Genomic DNA, 16,543 nt, shown 5'->3' on the forward strand with positions numbered 1-16,543 from the left:
AACGGGTGTTTTTCTAACCAGTGAAACATTTTTCCCCTCCTTATTAAGCGCCCATAGGCGATGCGTTTTGAAGTTCACTCTCTTCAACACGGCGAGAGCTTGTCATTGTTTTGTACATATTGTACGCAAACAAGAACATACCTACGAGATACAAAGTACCACCAACAGCACGGATCGTGAAATATGGGTGCAATACTGAAACGGTATCGATGAACGAGTAAGCCAAGTTACCGAACTCATCGTGAGCACGCCACATCATACCTTGAGTAATCCCTGCAATCCACATAGATGTGAAATACAAAACAACACCAAGAGTTTGAATCCAGAATTGAGTATTCATCAACGATTTAGAATAAATCTCACGTTTATATACACGTGGAGCCATATGGAAAAGTGCCGCCATAATCATGAAAGCAACCCAACCAAGAACACCGTCATGTACGTGACCAACGATCCAGTCTGTAAAGTGAGCCAATGCATTGACCGATTTAATCGCTTGGATCGGACCTTCAAGAGTTGAGAACATATAGAATGTAGACGCAAGGATCATAAATTTGATCAATGGGCTAGATGCTACTTGTTGCCATTCACCCTTCATAGTAAGGAGCATATTGATCGCAGAACCCCATGATGGGAGAATCAATACAACCGAGAACACAGAACCCATAGTTTGCATCCAATCGGGCACAGTAGAGTAGATCAAGTGGTGTCCGCCTGCCCAAAGGTAAACAAACATCAATCCCCAGAACGCAAGAAGAGACAATTTATACGAATAAACCGCTTGCCCTGATTCTTTTGGAAGGAAGTAATAAATCATCGCAACGATAGGTACAGTAAATCCGAACGCAACTGCGTTATGTCCATACCACCATTGTACCAACGCATCATTTGTACCAGAGTACATTGAAACAGAGTGATACCATGCACCGATTCCGCCTGAAGCAAAATATGTTGGAATTTCCATATTGTTGAAAAGATACAACATAGCGATTCCAAGGAATGTAGCAATATAGTACCAGATAGAGATATACAAAGATTTTTCACGGCGAATACCGATCAAACCAAAAATTGACATACCCCAAGTAACCCATACCACAACTACTGCGATATCAATAGGCCATTCAAAATCTGCATACTCTTTACCGGTAGAAATACCGAGTAACAATGAGCCAACAACAGCAACTACTACTAATAGATAAACAAAAAAGTGAAATTTAGCGAGGAACATCAAAAACTTTGATTCTGCCATAGACACTTTCAATACACGTTGACCTACGTAATACCATGTAGCCCAGATACCGCTTAGGGTAAATCCAAAGATTACCGAGTCAGTATGTAACGGACGAAGACGACTAAAGTTGGTATACTCTGCCAACCCTTCTCCCGCCATCAAATTCACAGCTGGAAACGCCATTTGCCACGCTAAAATAACGCCGACAAGCATCCCGACAATACCGAGAACAACAGTTACAAGCATAAACCACTTAGCAACCGTGTAATCATACTCCAATGGACGATTCTCCATTTACGACCTCCTTAAAGATTCAAAGCATAAGAGCCTATTAGGGCACCTCTGACTTCGCAAACCTGTGAAATCAAAGATGCCCTTAACACTTTTGTAACAAAAGTAGGCTATTAAACACTCTAATGATAGCAACCACAGTATTTGAGGAATCTTAAATTATTAAATATTTTTCACACTATTCAAACTTAACGATATATTTAAGCTTATTCACAGAAATGGGGGTAAAAAAGTAACACTTGCAGGAAAAATTATTGTGGGAAAGTTACTTCGGGATCTCCGAAGCAACCCGTTTACCGTTGAAGAAGTTGGAGAAATTCGTTGAATATATAGCGGCTCTCTTTAGGGCCCGGACTTGATTCGGGATGGTGCTGAACCGAGAATACATGTCCGCTGTTGTAGCGCAGGCCTTCAATCGTATTATCGAAAAGGTTAATATGGGTTACTGTTGCGATTTCACGTACCGATTCCGGTACATTATAGTTATGATTTTGAGCCGTAATCTCAACCATACCGGTAGTAACATTTTTAACGGGATGATTTCCGCCATGATGCCCGAATTTCAGCTTATGGGTATCATAACCGTGAGCAATACTGAGAAGCTGGTGTCCCAAACAGATTCCGAATAACGGAATTTTGCGATTGATGAGCTTTTTGATCTCTTCTTGTTCACGCTTCAGAACCAGCGGATCTCCCGGACCGTTTGAGAGAAACACCCCGTCAATCTCTTTAGCGTCGTAACGGGCAATCAGCGTATCGGCACTAAAAGAGTTCGGCAATACTTCAACTTCCAATCCCGCTTCGGTAAGTTCGTTCAGAATATTGCGCTTGACTCCGAAATCGATTGCCGCAATCTTTGCTTTCGCTGCAGGTGCATCGTTATATCGGAAATTGAACGGGTCGTAGATACCGTTCTTATGAACGTATGACGTTTTCGTACTGACTTCTTCGATATAATTGACCTCTTCGATACGCGGTGAACTCTCAAGAATTTTTTTCAATTCCTCTTTGTCACTCACCTGTGTCGATGCGATCATCATCATCGCCCCTTCGGTGCGGAGCATTTTGGTAATGAAACGGGTATCGATATCACAAATGCCGATAATCCCGTGCTTTTCCAAAAAGGTATGCAACGCTTCTTCTGCGCGAAAATTCGAATAATGGCTTTGGTACTGGCGGACGATAACCCCTTTGCAGTGGGCAGATGAACTTTCCATATCTTCGCTATTCACTCCGACATTACCGATCTCCGGCATGGTAAAAGTTACAAATTGTCCCGCATAGGAAGGGTCGGTAATGATTTCCTGGTATCCGCTCATCGAAGTATTAAAAACGATTTCTCCGACTGCTGTCGTATCGGCACCAAAGCTTTTAGCACTTAAATAAGTGCCGTTTTCCAAATAAATCCACGCATCACGCATTATGCCATCCCCCTTCGAACCAACTCGTCTTTATAAAGTTTTTCATACACAATCTCATACTCATCCGTTCCGGGAATAAGGTTGCGCTTATAGCTTTTGATTTTTTCATACACAGCCGACTCGATTTCGCTTGAATCGGCGATCGATCCGGTAATGGCATCATAAATAATATTTTTAATACGGTTTTCACTCACATCGTAATTAATCAAATCTTCTTCATACAATACATCAAGAATCTGGTGTGCAATGTCGGAATAGCGGTCTTCGTACGAAAGGACAACACCGTACTCAGGAGCCAATTTCTTTTTGATCATGAAAAACAGCTGCCGCTCATCCGCCAAATAGAAATCAATTTGCTCTTCGTTGGCATTAACGATCTCTTTGACCTTCTCTTCCAGAGCCATCTCTTTTTTAATATTGGCGGCCAAAACCGTTTCGGCCTCTTTGGCAACACTCTCAAGTCCTTTGGTCATAGTGACCAAACCGCTGCGGCTAAGATCGACAGCTATGCGTGTCGCGATATGGGGTACGTGTGTCAGTGAAACCTTCATTGCCAGCCCTGAGTGAAATTTTTTGCATTTTACTCTAAAATACCTCTAAAATCGCTTAGAGGGATTAGGAAGTTATTTTGGGCTCTCCGGAAGTTTTCGCAGTGCATCGGTAACTTGTGATCCTTTTTTAGGGTCCATTTTCCCCAGAATCTGTCCGGTGACCTTGCTGTTAAGCGTCATCATAATCTCAGCGGCATCGGCCGCATCCATTTGGGAGAGGATTTGTGCCGATGCTGCCGGTTTCATTTTTCCGAAAGCCTGGGATACCTTGTCCGCTTTTAATTGCTTCATCTCATCCAATACTTTTTTATTCTCATCCAACATTTTTTTGATGGAGGCCTCTTTTGTTTTGATCTCATTTAATTTCTGATCGACTTTGACATCTTTCCCCTGGACCATGGCCTCTTTTTTACGTAAAAGTTCTTCCGTCGCACGTTTAAGGGCATCGAGGGATTGGCGCTGTTCGTCAATCCGTTCCAGCTCCACCAGCAGCTCATTTTTGCGATCTTCAAAAATTTTGGTACATTCATACGATTTGGTCGCGGGTGCACCGTAAAGTCCGCTCAATATCAGCAGTACTAAGCTCCAGATAATTTTCATAATATTTCTCTTTTATAGGTTATGGTTCCGATTTCATCGAGCATTTTATCCTCTTGAGCTTTAAGAAGTTTTAGATGTTCATTCATCTCTTGCACTTCCAAATATTTAAATTTCTCATAATCGATCATTGCCTGTTTAAAACGTTCGCGTGCTTGCACCTGTTTTTGCTCTGCGAGCTGAAGTCTGTTCTTACACTCTTCAATCGTGAGATGCTGGGCATGGATTATTGCAGCAGCTTGGGTGAATTCACCAATGGAACCTTGTGTGGGCAGCATCATACGAGAGAGATCCTCATAAGCATGATGCAGTTTAGTAGAAGCGGATGAGAGTTCATTATTCGCGCTTATGAGAGAACGTTCGGTGTTGTCCAGACTCTTTTTTTTGAGTTTGACTAACGGTGCATATTTTGACTTCATGTTCCGTCACCTCTGCCACACGATGGGCAAGTATCAGTGCCTTAGCGGCAAGTGCAGCCAAGCGGAATCTTCCGCCGGTGTTCACATTAAAATAGTGTCGTTTCGATCCGGTGATGTAGAAATCATACCGATTTTTGTTTGTGTTAACTCTTCAATCGCACGAAGGTATTCTTGTGCCGTAACAGGAAGATCTTCAAAACGGCGGACCCCTTCCGTTTTATCCCATCCCGGAAAAGATTTGTATACCGGTTTCACGTTATCCAAATCCAAAGGAAGATAATCGATCACTTCGCCATTGACTTCGTATCCGATACAGACTTCAATCGTCTCAAATCCGTCAAGAACATCGAGTTTCATAATGGAGAGATCATCGCATCCGTTGAGACGGCTTGCATAACGGCACGCTACCGCATCAAACCATCCGCATCGGCGAGGACGTCCGGTGGTCGTACCGAATTCATGTCCCGCTTTACGTAAACGCTCACCGATCTCACCGTGATCTTCGGTCGGGAAAGGGCCGTTTCCGACACGTGTGCAGTAGGCTTTGACGATACCGGTTACTTTACCGATGTCTTTAGGATTGATCCCAAGGCCGGTACATGCTCCTGCTGAAATCGTCGAAGAACTCGTAACAAACGGATAGGTTCCGTGGTCAATGTCAAGCATTGTCCCCTGTGCCCCTTCGAGAAGGATTTTTTTGTCCTCATCCATCATTTTCCAAGCCATTTGGGTTGTATTGGCTAAAAAAGGTACCAATTTTTCAGCATAGCCGTTGAGCTCAACAACCAAATCTTCGCGTGTCGGCAATGCAATTTTCATTGCCTCAAAAATTGCCTTATTTTGATCAAAATATTCCATGATACGGCTGGCCAAAGTTTCAATATCACGCAACTCTCCCAAACGAAATCCCGCACGGGCAATTTTTTCACTGTATGCAGGCCCGATACCGCGACCTGTCGTACCGATCGCATTTTCGCCTCGAAGAATCTCTTTGGCTTGGTCGATAAGGGTGTGGAAGGTTAAGATCATATGGGCCGATTCGCTCACAAATAAACGTCCGAGAAGATTATCAAATTGTTTCATCTCTTTGATAAGCGCTTCGGGAGAGACAACAACACCGTTTCCGATGATATTGATCGCTTTAGGATTCAAAATTCCGGACGGGATAAGATGCAATGCGTGGGTTTTACCGTCAACGACAATCGTATGACCGGCATTATGCCCCCCCTGATAACGGGCGACTACATCGTATTTCTGCGCCAATAAATCGACGATTTTCCCTTTTCCTTCATCACCCCATTGTATCCCTACGATCAAATCTGCTTTCATAAATAATCCTATTTTTATTGGTGTAATGCGTCAATTAACGCATCGGTGTAAATGGCGAATCCGACCGAAACGGTCTCATCGCTTTTATAGCGTCCGCCCATTGCATAGACTTCATTAGCCTCAATGACACGGAAAAAAAGCTCATCATAATAGAGCATTTTAGCGTAATAAAGAGGTGCTATGACGACATTTGGATATTCTAGCCCTTCACACAGCTCTTTGATCTTGATCAGTTCCGGTTTGATCGACTCCGGAACTATTTCAGCTACCGCATCGATTTCATCGGCATGCTGCATATACACCAGCCGCGTCAGCCAATCAATTTTCAATGACAAAAATTTCTCGATATTCACATGACGGAAATCATCTAAGCTCAACCCCAGTGTCTCAGACAAAATACGGGGGATATTGATGTTGGAGATTTGCAACAGAGGCGTTATCTCCAACTCATTTAAAATCTGTGTCGCCTGATAAAGCGCACTAGAGAGGTTGGGCTCATCGATGATCTCGACCCCTATCTGATACTGCTCATCAGCCGGAAAGCGGTATACCGGTTGGATATAGAACCATTTTTTGTGCTCCGTATTGCCATCAAGCCGCTTCTTTACTATCCGCACCACGTCAATCGTCGAATCGGCACGGAGGCTGATCGGATGATTTTCGCTGTCGTTCACGCGGATAAGCTCACGCTGATCGCAGACACTCATATGCTGGTGATAGGAGAAAAGAGGGGTTAAAATCTCTTCGAAGCCGGCATCGCTTAACAAGGTGCTCGCTTTGGTTTCGATCAGGCGCTTCATTTTGGCCGTTCCGGCAAAGTAAAGCTTTGAGCCTTCCGGAATTTCGTGTTCAAATACCATAATATCAGAGTCCGAAATAGACGGTATTGAATACGCGGTTCGCGGTCCCGTCATAGGCACGACGCCCAAGTTTTGCCATGGCTAACTCAACAGCATTGATAACCCATGAAGCCTCATACGGTGCAATCAGTCCCATGTGGTTAATACGGAAAATCGAATCTTTGATGTGGTCTTGTCCGCCTGCAACGTTTGTCTCGTACTCTTTTTTCAACAGTGAACGGATCTCTTTTGCCTGAGCATCATCAACAGTTGTCATCGAATCTGCGGGGGTTGCCGGATAAATATGCAATCCGATCGCTACCATCGCCTCACGGGTCGCTTTGGCACGGCGTGCCGTATCGCTGTAAAGTTTCTCCAGACCGCCTTCGGCTTTGATACGGTTTAGAATATTTTCAAGACCGATGATAAGGGTTGTTGCCGCGGTCCATGCGGTCGTATTTTTACGCTGGTTTTTGATCTCGGTTGCAAGGTTAAAGTAATATCCTTTACCGCTTCCGATCTTCTCTATTGCGGCGTTGGAAAGCCCCATGATCGCCAATCCCGGAGGAAGCATCAACGCTTTTTGGCTTCCTGAGATCAAACAGTCAATATTGCTGACATCGATTTTTTCAACACCGACCGCCGTGATCCCATCGGCAATCACCATGATCGACGGGTTAAACGCTTTGACGGCTGCGGCAATCGCTTCGACACTGTGGCGCAATCCGCCGGCACTTTCGCAGATTTGAATGGCGATAGCGTCAACGTCAGGGTTTGCATTAAGGGCTGCCTGTACCTCTTCAACCGTAGCCGGCGTGTCCCACTCGTGCTTGATCTCGACATTCGCGATCCCGTGAGCTACGGCGATTTTGCCGAAACGCTCTCCGAATTTTCCCGAATTGATCGAAAGGAGTTTGGAAGCGGTGAGATTGATCACCGCGGCTTCCATTGCACCGGTACCGGATGAAGCAAGCATCAAGACCTCATCCATCCCAAGCAGTTCAAACAATAATGTGCGGGTTCGCTCAAAAATCGCTTCAAATTCAGGGGTACGGTGGTGAAGCGTTTCACCAGCCATTGCAATACGTACCGATTCAGGGACAGGTGTAGGTCCGGGGGTAAAAAGTAACATCAAAAATTCCTTAATGGAAAGTGTCATAAATCCGCGCATTTTACCCTAGTTGAGGTTAGGGGAGGTTTAAGGGGGAACGCTATGGTACAATTGCACCCAAAAAAAGAGCTTTACAATGACATTATTTGACGCATTGATCCTCGGCGCACTCGAGGGGGTAACCGAATTTTTACCGATCTCCTCGACAGGCCATCTTATCCTTGCTTCGCAGCTGCTGGGGCTGGAACAAACCAATGCCCATAAAGCATTTGAAGTCTCGATTCAACTGGGAAGTATCCTCGCCGTCTTATTCCTCTATGCCAAACGGCTGATGCAGGATAAAATGCTGTGGCTGAAAATCGGTATCGCTTTTTTACCTACCGGTGCTTTGGGATTTTTGTTTTACAAACAGATCAAAGCCCTATTCGGAGTGGAAACGGTGAGTATTATGCTGATTGCCGGAGGGATTGTTTTTCTCTTAATTGAATATATTCGCAGACACGAGCCGATGACATCCGGAAAAGATGTCAGTGAACTCACTATGAAAGAAGCGTTTACGATCGGTGTTTTCCAAAGCCTCTCGATGATCCCCGGAACCAGCCGCTCAGGTGCTACCCTCATCGGGGGATTGTTCATGGGGCTCAGCCGTAAAAGCGCGGCAGAGTTTTCATTTCTCCTCGCGATTCCGACGATGATCATTGCCACGGCATATGACCTGCTCAAACACCGCAATGAAATGGTCGTGGACGATTATTTTATGCTTTCTATCGCATTTATAACCGCTTTTGTATTTGCATTGGCTACCGTCAAAATTTTCATCAATTTTGTCAGCCGCCACACCTTTGTCCCGTTTGCCATCTACCGTATTATTGTAGGGGTCATTTTCTTCTATTTAGTCGCAAGACTTCCGGTCTGAGTACGTAGGAATTTGATCTGATCGATTAAGATTTTCGCCAGTTCCAGCGCTTTGGAGCGGTGCGAAAGCCCTTTTTTGACATCGTTGGCTAATTCACCGAGCGTTTGTGCGTATCCGGCAGGGGTAAAAATCGGATCGTACCCGAATCCGTTTTCCCCTTTTAAAATTGTTCCGACACTTCCGTGCATCCAGCCATGCACACAGCTCTCCCCCTCTTTCGAGACAATCGCTATGGCAGCCGTATAGTGTGCATCGGAGCACTCTGCCCCTTTTTCTTTCAATGCTTCTACGAGTTTGAGCAGATTATCCCGATCACTGGCCCCCTCTCCCCCGTAGCGTGCACTGTAAATCCCGGGAGCACCGCCAAGAATATCCACACTGATACCGCTGTCATCGGCAATGACGACGGCCTCGGCATCTCCCAGCGCGGCATACACCGCACGCGCTTTGATAAGGGCATTCTCTTTAAATGTAGCGCCGTCTTCGATGATCTCGAATCCCTCGATCAAATCGGTATAGGGGAAAACTTCCCGATCATGAAGAAGTTCGATAATCTCTCGGACTTTCCCTTTGTTTGACGTAGCCAAGACGATTCTCATTTCATTCCTTACAATAGACTTTAACTATCGGTGTTTACCCGATGTTTCATCTAAGGGTGTAATATAATACTGAAAATTTTAACGTATCTAAGGTTGCACGGTGTTTAAAACGGTTCTCCCCCTCTCCGCGATTTTATCGCTTCGTTTTTTCGGTCTTTTTTTAGTTCTTCCCGTACTCTCTGCTTATGCACTTAATCTCGAAGGCGCCACTCCGATTCTTATCGGTGTCATCGTCGGCGGATATGCTCTGACTCAAGCTATTTTTCAAGTCCCGTTCGGTGTCATGAGCGATAAGATCGGCCGTAAGCCGACACTTCTGATCGGTTTGGTCATCTTTTTGGTCGGATCGATCATCTGTGCCGTCAGTACCGATATCTATATGCTGATGGTTGGACGTTTTTTACAGGGTGCCGGAGCAATCGGAGCAGTTATCCCTGCCATGATAAGCGATTTGGTGAATGAAGAATCTCGCGGTAAAGCAATGGCGCTTATGGGTGGAACCATCGCGATTAGCTTCGCCGCAGCAATGGCTTTAGGACCGGTTCTTGCGGCCTATGCCGGATTTTCGTCACTCTTTTGGATCGCTGGAGTTTTATCGATACTCTCCATGATCGTCCTCTTTACCAAAGTCCCGACTCCTCCGCGTATTCGTCATATCTACCATTCATCAACAACAACCAAAGATATTCTAAAAGATCCGAATCTGCTCAGTATGATTATTACCAACGGGATGCAAAAAGGGCTGATGACCGTTTCATTCGTCCTCATCCCTATTTTTCTTACCCAACCTGAATACGGCTTTCTATGGGATAAAAAAGATCTATGGCAGGCGTTTATACCGGCAATGGTCATGGGTCTCTTAGCCATGGGACCAGCAGCGGTGTTCGGCGAAAAATACAATAAACCGCGTGAAATATTTTTGATCTCTATCGTTCTCTTTATCGCAGCCTTTACCCTTATGGGCTTTGCCACAAAAAGCTGGGAATTTATTGTGGGCGTTGTCAGCTTCTTTATGGCATTCAACATGATGGAGCCGCTTGTACAATCGATGATCTCCAAATATGCCAAAGTGCATCAAAAAGGGGCCGCACTCGGCATTGCCAACGGATTTGCCTACTTTATGACGTTTATCGGAGGTGCTGCCGCGGGGATTGCCCTCCAATATTCAAGTCGCGAAGTATTCACGGTCACGCTGATCGTTATCACTACGTTATGGCTCTTATGGACATTCAAAATGCAAAATCCACACCGTTATTCGCATTTGTATCTCTCACTGGATCATGTTGATATGGAAAAATTAAATAATTTGGAACATGAACATATCGCAGAATGGTTTATCAATGAGACCGAAAATATTGTCGCGGTAAAATACCGTAAAGATATGGTTGAAGAAGAAGCTATTAGAGCGAAGATTATTAAATAAATTTTTGTCATCCCCGACCAGATCGGGGACCCATCTTTAATTCACTATCAAACTACCATTTAATCCAAACCATGTATCCAAAAGCAGATGTAAAACTACACCAAAATTTATTGCGTATCTGTAAAATGCAAAAAAAGCTTCATTTGCTCGTGCATTTTTATATTGATACTGCTCATCATTCGTTAATATTTTCCCCTTGAATTTTGCAAGATACGCATTAATACGTGCCAAGGCATGTTCGTTTTTTATCTTCCAAAAAGAAGCGGTAAAATATATAAAACAATAAGGTATCAGACTGCCTGGCATTACAAATATCACCAACATGCAAAAAACACTTAAAAAATAAAGTGGAGATAAATGGAACCAATCCATTCCGGCAAATACATGAAGAGGTATACTTATCATCAGAAGAAAATCTCCGAAACTATATCTCTTCGTTTGATGCTTATAAAAATTATTTACTTCTATCTCTTCCCTATTCATTGGTTCATCCATGAGCTTCTTCCGATGAAGTTCCATCGCGATTTCCCGCTCGGGACTTTTGAGAGTGCAGTATGGACGGTATAGGATCGTCAGATACGCCCCTATCGCCATAATGATTCCAGAAAAAATATAAAGCGGCATGACCCATGGTGCCATTTCGTATGACCTTTGATTAAATAATCGCTTATTATACAAAAATTATTAGATTATGTTAAATAATAAAAACGGAAATTAGGGATGGATTCCCAATCGAGTTGGGAATGACGAAGAGTAAAGGCGAAGAGCATTAAATAATTTGTCATTTTGGACTGCACGTGCCCTTTAGGGTAGATCCGCAATCTAAGATCCTGAATTAAATTCAGGATGACGAGAATTACAGTTTTATAACTCTAACAAGTGTCCCCGCTTCCAAATCCCCATCTTCTTCGCCGCAGATCATCAATCCGGCATTTCCCAGAAGGTTGGTCAATATCGCGGAACTTCCCGTCTTTTTCCCCTCAAAATCAACCCAGTAACGGCCATCTTCGAAACACAGATTACACGCCGTGAATTCGCTTTTATTGGAACGTTTGGAAAATGGGACCTTGAGCGTCGCTTCGATAGGTTCATAAGGATTTTCACGCCCCATCATTCGGGCTAAGAGCGGAGCCGCATAGAGGATAAAGGTGACCGTGGATGAGTAGGCGAACCCCGGGAGCGAGACAATAAACTTCTCTCTGCGCTGCGCCACCATCACATGTTGCCCGGGTTTGATGTTAACCCCTTTGAAAATGACCTCGGCACCGAGTGCAGGAACGATATGTTTGACAAAATCGTAGTCTCCGACACTCACGCCGCCCGTGCTGACGATAATATCACACGAGTGCATTGCTTCCTCAAAACGCTCCATGATTGCGCTTTTATTATCTCCGACTATTCCCATCTGTACACTCTCTCCTCCGAGAGAATCGACGAGGGCTTGAAGCGTGTAGCTGTTGGAACTTCGTATCTGGCCTGCATGACTCGCACTCTCGCCGATATCAAGTATCTCACTCCCGGTCGCGATAATGCCGACACGGGGACGCTGTACGACACGGATCATCACACGATTGATCCCCGCCAAAACACCGATTTCGGCAAATCCGAGCTTGGTCCCTTTTGAGATCAATACTTCACTGCAGCGATAACTCTCACCGACCGGCCGCGTCGCAAAACCATAGGGTACCGGCTTGGTGATAATGATTCGATCTCCATCCACACGGACATTTTCGATCGGGATCAGGGTATCTGAACCGCCGGGCATCAATGATCCCGTAAACGTTTTAATACAAATACCGCTCGTCACATCCGCTATCTTCTCGGCTCCGGCAGGGTTGTCTCCCTGAATTTCCAGAGAGTCCAATGCTTCCAAATCGCTGTGGAGTATCGCATATCCGTCCATTGCCGAGGTTGGATGCGTCGGATAATCTTCATCGGCAACAATATCTTCCGCCAAAACACGTCCCAAAGCGGAACTCAAAAAAATCCGTTCGCTTCGGATATTTCCCATACTCAAAAGGCTGATCATGTTTTGTGAGGTTTCATACGAGATCATACGTCTCCCCCCAACAATCCCGCTCCGGAAATCGGAGTAGAACGTTCCCGCGCATAGATTCGTTCTCCGTTTTTCAGATCGTACTTCCAAATCGGTGCGGAAGCTTTGAAATCTTCGACAAACTTCTCGATCGTTTCCAGTGCAACACGCCGTTTCGGAGAAAATACCGCCGCGATATAGCTCGATTCATGAACCATTACATCGCCCCGGCTGTGCGCCATTTTGAGCTTAGCCCCTAACGGTTCGACTTTAGCCTGCCATGCTTTAAACCATGCGTCCAGAATCGGCTCATACACATCGAAACTAAGTCCCTCGATACCGTCTTCCTCACGCACGGTACCGATAAAAGGGATATAAGCACCATAGTTATACTCCGCTTCTTCCGTGTACCATCGTGTAATTATCTCAGGGACGTTCAAAGGACCGTCATAAAGTTCCAACATACTCATCCACCGCATACCGGGGGGAGAAGAGAGACTTTATCCCCTGATTTGAGGGACACATCCAACGATGCCACAAGTGTATCATTGACCGCGACGGCACAATTTTCAATCCATTGAGCCATTTCGCTATCTTGTTTTAACACTTCTGCGACATCCCGTAAAGATGCTGCTTCCATCGTCATGGCCGCTTTTTGAATCGGCCCTAAGAATTCGATTGTCACCATGACAATTCCCCTTTTTGGGTAGTTTTATTGGTGTAAATTATAGCAAAAGAGAACTAACAGTCCCTTTGAGTATAATTGTATTTTCATATTCTAAAGAGGGATTATTTTGATTTTCGGAAAAATTGACTTTTTAAATCTCCTCCCCTTTCATGTCTTTATCAAACGCTACGCCCGCAGTACCCGATATCAGCAAACACTCCATTATCATAAAGGTGTCCCCTCGGCATTGAACCGTGAATTCGCCATGCGTCGCATTGATGCGGCATTTATCTCGAGTATTACGGCTAAAAACTGCCGCCATTTCGGCGTCGGGATCGTAGCTCAGCGCGAGGTTTTAAGCGTCTTGTCGCTTCCCAACGCCGATAAATCCGATGCCGATTCGGCGACCTCCAATCTCCTCTCCAAAATCCTTGATATTAACGGAGAAGTACTGATCGGAGATAAGGCACTGCGCTATTACTACAGCGGAGGAGAGCATAGCGATCTCGGAAAAGTGTGGAACGAGCGGACAGGACATCCGTTTGTCTTTGCCCTTCTCTGTACACACTACCACACGGATGAGCTCAAACGCCTCAGTCATGCGTTTATCAGCAAAAAAGTCAAAATTCCGTATTACATTTTAATGGAAGCGTCACGCCGCAGCGGACTTTCTCCCGCACAGATTACCCACTACTTAAAATTTATCAGCTATAAAGTCGGGATACAAGAAGAAAAAGGGTTCAAACGATTTGTGAAAGAGGCAAAAAAGAGAGGGTTAAATCCCTCTCTCGGAAAGATTCGATATTAATGCGCTAACAGCGCTTCAATCCGCAAAAGTGTCTCGTCGACACCGATAATGGACATCACCGTATCCAGCCCCGGACCGGAGAGTTTCCCCATCAATGCAACACGCAGCGGCTGCCCGATTTTCCCGAATCCGATTTCGAGTTCTGCCACGACCGCTTCCATAACATGGTGATAATCAGTCGGCAAATGAAGATCATGGGCATCTTTCAGTGCTTGGGCAAATTTTTCTAAAATAGCCCGGCTCTCCTCTTTGAACCCTTTTTTGAGTGCCGCTTCATCATACGCGACCGGAGAAACCAAAATCTCACTCACCAGCGACGCCATTTCAGCAATCGTTTTTGCACGCTCTTTGACCGCATCGAGGAGGATTTCCCGTTTATCGTGACTAATCAGCATCACACCGTGAAACTCCAATAAATCGCACAGTTTGTCATTGCTCATATTTTTAATGTAGTGACTGTTGAGCCAATCAAGTTTATCGACGTTATACACGGATGCGGAACGGTTGATATCGCTCGGATCGAAGAGTTCAAGCATCTCATCCATCGAGAAGATTTCCTGATCCCCGTGGCTCCATCCCAATCGAACCAAAAAGTTGAGCAGCGCTTCAGGGGTATATCCCATCGTTTTGTATGCCATAACGTCAGTCGCACCGTCGCGTTTGGAAAGTTTTTTCCCCTCGCCGTTGTGAATCATCGGCACGTGAAAAAATTTCGGTATCGGAAATCCGAGAGCTTCGTACACTACGATCTGCTTAGGGGTATTTGAGAGATGGTCATCGCCTCGGATAACATCGGTAACCCCCATCAGCGCATCATCGACCGCGACCACGAAGTTATACGTCGGTGTACCGTCGGCACGGGCGATAATAAAATCATCGAGAATATCGGCAACGTTAAAAACTACATCCCCTTTCACCCCGTCATGTACCGTAATCGACCCCTCTAGCGGCGTTTTGATACGGATGACCGCTTCGCGTCCCTCAGGCGGAGTCCCGGTAAAATCTCGGTAGCGGTTATCGTACTTCGCACGCTCTTTACGCGCCGTTTGTTCCTCACGGAGCGCTTCAAGTTCTTCTTTGGACATGTAGCATTTATATGCTTTTCCCTCAGCCAGTAATTTTTGGGCATATTCCTGATAAATCGCTAAACGGCTGGATTGATATTCAATCTCTCCGTCATGCTCCAATCCGACCCATTTAAACGCTTCGACGATTGCAAGGGCTGCAGCTTCATCATTACGGCTGAAATCGGTATCCTCGATACGAAGTAAAAATTTTCCGCCGTTGCGGCGGGCCCAGAGATAACTCAGCAACGCCGTGCGCAATCCGCCGATATGAAGATACCCTGTAGGGCTAGGAGCAAATCTGGTCACTACCATGTTGTAAATCCTTTTTGGATGCAATTGCGCAATTTTAGTTAAGGCTATGTTAAAAGCGGGTAAAATAGGAAACTTTACCAAGGAGCATCGATGCGTTCTTTAACCCTTTCCGCTTTATTAGCCACTTTTTTATGGAGTGCCCCGATCGGCGGCGTGGCCGTATTGGTCAAAAACAACCCTATTACTCTCTATGAAGTCACCCAAGAGATGAAACAAAGCGGAACAAGCGCAACCCAGAGTGCCGACACCTTGATCCGCAAAAAGCTGGAACAGCTCGAGGCAGATGAGAAAAAAATTACGGTGACCTCAGCTGAAATCAATGAAGAACTAGCGCGTATGGCGGCTCAAAACAACCTCTCTATGGAGCAGTTTTTAAATGCGATGCAAAACGTTCGGGGATTAAGCGAGAAAGAGCTCAAAGCGAAAGTGGAAGAGACGATCAAAGGGCAAAAGCTTTACAGCTCGATTGCTTTTTCCAAAATGGGTCAACCGACGACCGAAGAAGAAAATGAGTATTATCAACTTCACCTCGATGAATTTTCACGCCCGGAAAGTTTTGATGTAACGACCTATACTTCGACTTCCCAAGAAGCCCTATCGGCCAAAATTGCCGATCCGATGCGCCATTTTGAAAATATTCAGACCAAAGAGGAAAATATCCCTTATAAAGCTATCAATCCTCAGTTAGCACAAATACTCAATAAAACCCAAGATGGCAATTTCAGCCCTATTCTCCCTAACGGGAAAAACGGATTTATGAGCTTTTACATGCGCAATAAACAAAACGTCGTGACCGAGAGTCTCGAGTCTGTACGCCCACAAATTTCCAATGCGATTCTCGGTGAAAAACGGAATCAAGTCCTCAATGACTATTTCACCCGCCTGCGATTGAGCGCGGAGATTAAAGTTATACGCCTTCCCTAAGTT

18 protein-coding genes are annotated in these 16,543 nt (G+C 45.1%); 4 read left to right on the plus strand and 14 right to left on the minus strand.

Going from position 1 to position 16,543, the window contains the following annotated elements; all coding sequences use genetic code 11:
- Positions 1-43 precede the first annotated feature (43 nt).
- The 8 genes from ccoN to WAO38_RS09975 form a co-directional block, all read right to left on the minus strand.
- Positions 44-1,525 (minus strand): cytochrome-c oxidase, cbb3-type subunit I, encoded by a 1,482-nt coding sequence (gene ccoN, locus WAO38_RS09940; RefSeq protein ID WP_422236691.1) that lies wholly within the window; start codon positions 1,523-1,525, stop codon positions 44-46.
- Positions 1,526-1,815: 290 nt separating this feature from the next.
- The gene (carA, locus tag WAO38_RS09945) at positions 1,816-2,943 is read right to left on the minus strand and encodes a glutamine-hydrolyzing carbamoyl-phosphate synthase small subunit (RefSeq protein ID WP_422236693.1); all 1,128 of its coding nucleotides are present in this window, start codon (positions 2,941-2,943) and stop codon (positions 1,816-1,818) included.
- Positions 2,943-3,494: a DUF507 family protein gene (locus WAO38_RS09950; protein ID WP_422236695.1), complete on the minus strand. Its 552-nt coding sequence runs from the start codon at positions 3,492-3,494 to the stop codon at positions 2,943-2,945. Before WAO38_RS09950 ends, carA begins: the two co-directional genes overlap by 1 nt.
- Positions 3,495-3,566: 72 nt before the next feature.
- Positions 3,567-4,094 carry a MotE family protein gene (locus tag WAO38_RS09955; RefSeq protein WP_422236697.1) on the minus strand — a complete coding sequence of 176 codons (528 nt, stop codon included), beginning with the start codon at positions 4,092-4,094 and terminating at the stop codon, positions 3,567-3,569.
- On the minus strand, positions 4,091-4,510 hold the full coding sequence (locus tag WAO38_RS09960; protein WP_422236699.1) for a flagellar FliJ family protein: 420 nt from the start codon (positions 4,508-4,510) through the stop codon (positions 4,091-4,093). Before WAO38_RS09960 ends, WAO38_RS09955 begins: the two co-directional genes overlap by 4 nt.
- A gap of 81 nt (positions 4,511-4,591) precedes the next feature.
- Positions 4,592-5,839, minus strand: a complete 1,248-nt coding sequence (locus WAO38_RS09965) for an adenylosuccinate synthase (protein WP_422236700.1) — start codon at positions 5,837-5,839, stop codon at positions 4,592-4,594.
- A 14-nt stretch (positions 5,840-5,853) separates the two neighbouring features.
- The gene (locus tag WAO38_RS09970) at positions 5,854-6,699 is read right to left on the minus strand and encodes an ATP phosphoribosyltransferase regulatory subunit (protein ID WP_422236702.1); all 846 of its coding nucleotides are present in this window, start codon (positions 6,697-6,699) and stop codon (positions 5,854-5,856) included.
- A 4-nt stretch (positions 6,700-6,703) separates the two neighbouring features.
- Entirely contained in the window at positions 6,704-7,810 is a 1,107-nt protein-coding gene (locus WAO38_RS09975; protein ID WP_422236704.1) for a pyridoxal-phosphate-dependent aminotransferase family protein, read from the minus strand.
- Between the two features lie 115 nt (positions 7,811-7,925).
- Here WAO38_RS09975 and WAO38_RS09980 point away from each other — a divergent pair, with 115 nt between their 5' ends.
- Positions 7,926-8,705 (plus strand): undecaprenyl-diphosphate phosphatase, encoded by a 780-nt coding sequence (locus tag WAO38_RS09980; protein ID WP_422236706.1) that lies wholly within the window; start codon positions 7,926-7,928, stop codon positions 8,703-8,705.
- On the opposite strand, the gene rdgB is transcribed toward WAO38_RS09980, so the two are convergent.
- Positions 8,678-9,304, minus strand: a complete 627-nt coding sequence (rdgB, locus tag WAO38_RS09985; protein ID WP_422236708.1) for an RdgB/HAM1 family non-canonical purine NTP pyrophosphatase — start codon at positions 9,302-9,304, stop codon at positions 8,678-8,680. The two genes, WAO38_RS09980 and rdgB, sit on opposite strands and share 28 nt — an antisense overlap.
- 100 nt (positions 9,305-9,404) lie before the next feature.
- Here rdgB and WAO38_RS09990 point away from each other — a divergent pair, with 100 nt between their 5' ends.
- Positions 9,405-10,727: an MFS transporter gene (locus WAO38_RS09990; protein WP_422236710.1), complete on the plus strand. Its 1,323-nt coding sequence runs from the start codon at positions 9,405-9,407 to the stop codon at positions 10,725-10,727.
- 36 nt (positions 10,728-10,763) lie between these two features.
- Here the strand turns inward: WAO38_RS09990 and WAO38_RS09995 are convergent, their stop codons facing one another.
- From WAO38_RS09995 to WAO38_RS10010, 4 genes are all read right to left on the minus strand, one after another.
- Positions 10,764-11,366 (minus strand): hypothetical protein, encoded by a 603-nt coding sequence (locus WAO38_RS09995; RefSeq protein WP_422236712.1) that lies wholly within the window; start codon positions 11,364-11,366, stop codon positions 10,764-10,766.
- 217 nt (positions 11,367-11,583) lie between these two features.
- Positions 11,584-12,783, minus strand: coding sequence for a molybdopterin molybdotransferase MoeA (locus WAO38_RS10000; protein WP_422236714.1), 1,200 nt, complete (start codon positions 12,781-12,783; stop codon positions 11,584-11,586).
- The gene (locus WAO38_RS10005) at positions 12,780-13,226 is read right to left on the minus strand and encodes a molybdenum cofactor biosynthesis protein MoaE (protein WP_422236716.1); all 447 of its coding nucleotides are present in this window, start codon (positions 13,224-13,226) and stop codon (positions 12,780-12,782) included. Before WAO38_RS10005 ends, WAO38_RS10000 begins: the two co-directional genes overlap by 4 nt.
- A 2-nt stretch (positions 13,227-13,228) precedes the next feature.
- Positions 13,229-13,450, minus strand: coding sequence for a MoaD/ThiS family protein (locus tag WAO38_RS10010; protein WP_422236718.1), 222 nt, complete (start codon positions 13,448-13,450; stop codon positions 13,229-13,231).
- A 106-nt stretch (positions 13,451-13,556) separates the two neighbouring features.
- Between WAO38_RS10010 and WAO38_RS10015 the strand changes: the two genes are divergently transcribed.
- Positions 13,557-14,237: an MqnA/MqnD/SBP family protein gene (locus WAO38_RS10015; RefSeq protein ID WP_422236720.1), complete on the plus strand. Its 681-nt coding sequence runs from the start codon at positions 13,557-13,559 to the stop codon at positions 14,235-14,237.
- On the opposite strand, the gene gltX is transcribed toward WAO38_RS10015, so the two are convergent.
- Positions 14,234-15,616, minus strand: a complete 1,383-nt coding sequence (gene gltX / locus WAO38_RS10020; RefSeq protein ID WP_422236722.1) for a glutamate--tRNA ligase — start codon at positions 15,614-15,616, stop codon at positions 14,234-14,236. The genes WAO38_RS10015 and gltX overlap by 4 nt on opposite strands.
- 90 nt (positions 15,617-15,706) lie before the next feature.
- On the opposite strand from gltX, the gene WAO38_RS10025 reads away from it, so the two are divergent.
- Entirely contained in the window at positions 15,707-16,540 is an 834-nt protein-coding gene (locus WAO38_RS10025) for a peptidylprolyl isomerase (RefSeq protein ID WP_422236724.1), read from the plus strand.
- Positions 16,541-16,543: the final 3 nt, after the last annotated feature.

The organism is Sulfuricurvum sp., from assembly GCF_049277495.1.
Lineage (GTDB): Bacteria > Campylobacterota > Campylobacteria > Campylobacterales > Sulfurimonadaceae > Sulfuricurvum.

What these genes read in the sequence shown, in the direction of transcription:
- ccoN (WP_422236691.1), bottom strand. Translation starts at nt 1,525, where the DNA reads ATGGAGAATCGTCCATTGGAGTATGATTACACGGTTGCTAAGTGGTTT.
- carA (WP_422236693.1), bottom strand. Translation starts at nt 2,943, where the DNA reads ATGCGTGATGCGTGGATTTATTTGGAAAACGGCACTTATTTAAGTGCT.
- WAO38_RS09950 (WP_422236695.1), bottom strand. Translation starts at nt 3,494, where the DNA reads ATGAAGGTTTCACTGACACACGTACCCCATATCGCGACACGCATAGCT.
- WAO38_RS09955 (WP_422236697.1), bottom strand. Translation starts at nt 4,094, where the DNA reads ATGAAAATTATCTGGAGCTTAGTACTGCTGATATTGAGCGGACTTTAC.
- WAO38_RS09960 (WP_422236699.1), bottom strand. Translation starts at nt 4,510, where the DNA reads ATGAAGTCAAAATATGCACCGTTAGTCAAACTCAAAAAAAAGAGTCTG.
- WAO38_RS09965 (WP_422236700.1), bottom strand. Translation starts at nt 5,839, where the DNA reads ATGAAAGCAGATTTGATCGTAGGGATACAATGGGGTGATGAAGGAAAA.
- WAO38_RS09970 (WP_422236702.1), bottom strand. Translation starts at nt 6,699, where the DNA reads ATGGTATTTGAACACGAAATTCCGGAAGGCTCAAAGCTTTACTTTGCC.
- WAO38_RS09975 (WP_422236704.1), bottom strand. Translation starts at nt 7,810, where the DNA reads ATGTTACTTTTTACCCCCGGACCTACACCTGTCCCTGAATCGGTACGT.
- WAO38_RS09980 (WP_422236706.1), top strand. Translation starts at nt 7,926, where the DNA reads ATGACATTATTTGACGCATTGATCCTCGGCGCACTCGAGGGGGTAACC.
- rdgB (WP_422236708.1), bottom strand. Translation starts at nt 9,304, where the DNA reads ATGAGAATCGTCTTGGCTACGTCAAACAAAGGGAAAGTCCGAGAGATT.
- WAO38_RS09995 (WP_422236712.1), bottom strand. Translation starts at nt 11,366, where the DNA reads ATGGCACCATGGGTCATGCCGCTTTATATTTTTTCTGGAATCATTATG.
- WAO38_RS10000 (WP_422236714.1), bottom strand. Translation starts at nt 12,783, where the DNA reads ATGATCTCGTATGAAACCTCACAAAACATGATCAGCCTTTTGAGTATG.
- WAO38_RS10005 (WP_422236716.1), bottom strand. Translation starts at nt 13,226, where the DNA reads ATGTTGGAACTTTATGACGGTCCTTTGAACGTCCCTGAGATAATTACA.
- WAO38_RS10010 (WP_422236718.1), bottom strand. Translation starts at nt 13,450, where the DNA reads ATGGTGACAATCGAATTCTTAGGGCCGATTCAAAAAGCGGCCATGACG.
- gltX (WP_422236722.1), bottom strand. Translation starts at nt 15,616, where the DNA reads ATGGTAGTGACCAGATTTGCTCCTAGCCCTACAGGGTATCTTCATATC.
- WAO38_RS10025 (WP_422236724.1), top strand. Translation starts at nt 15,707, where the DNA reads ATGCGTTCTTTAACCCTTTCCGCTTTATTAGCCACTTTTTTATGGAGT.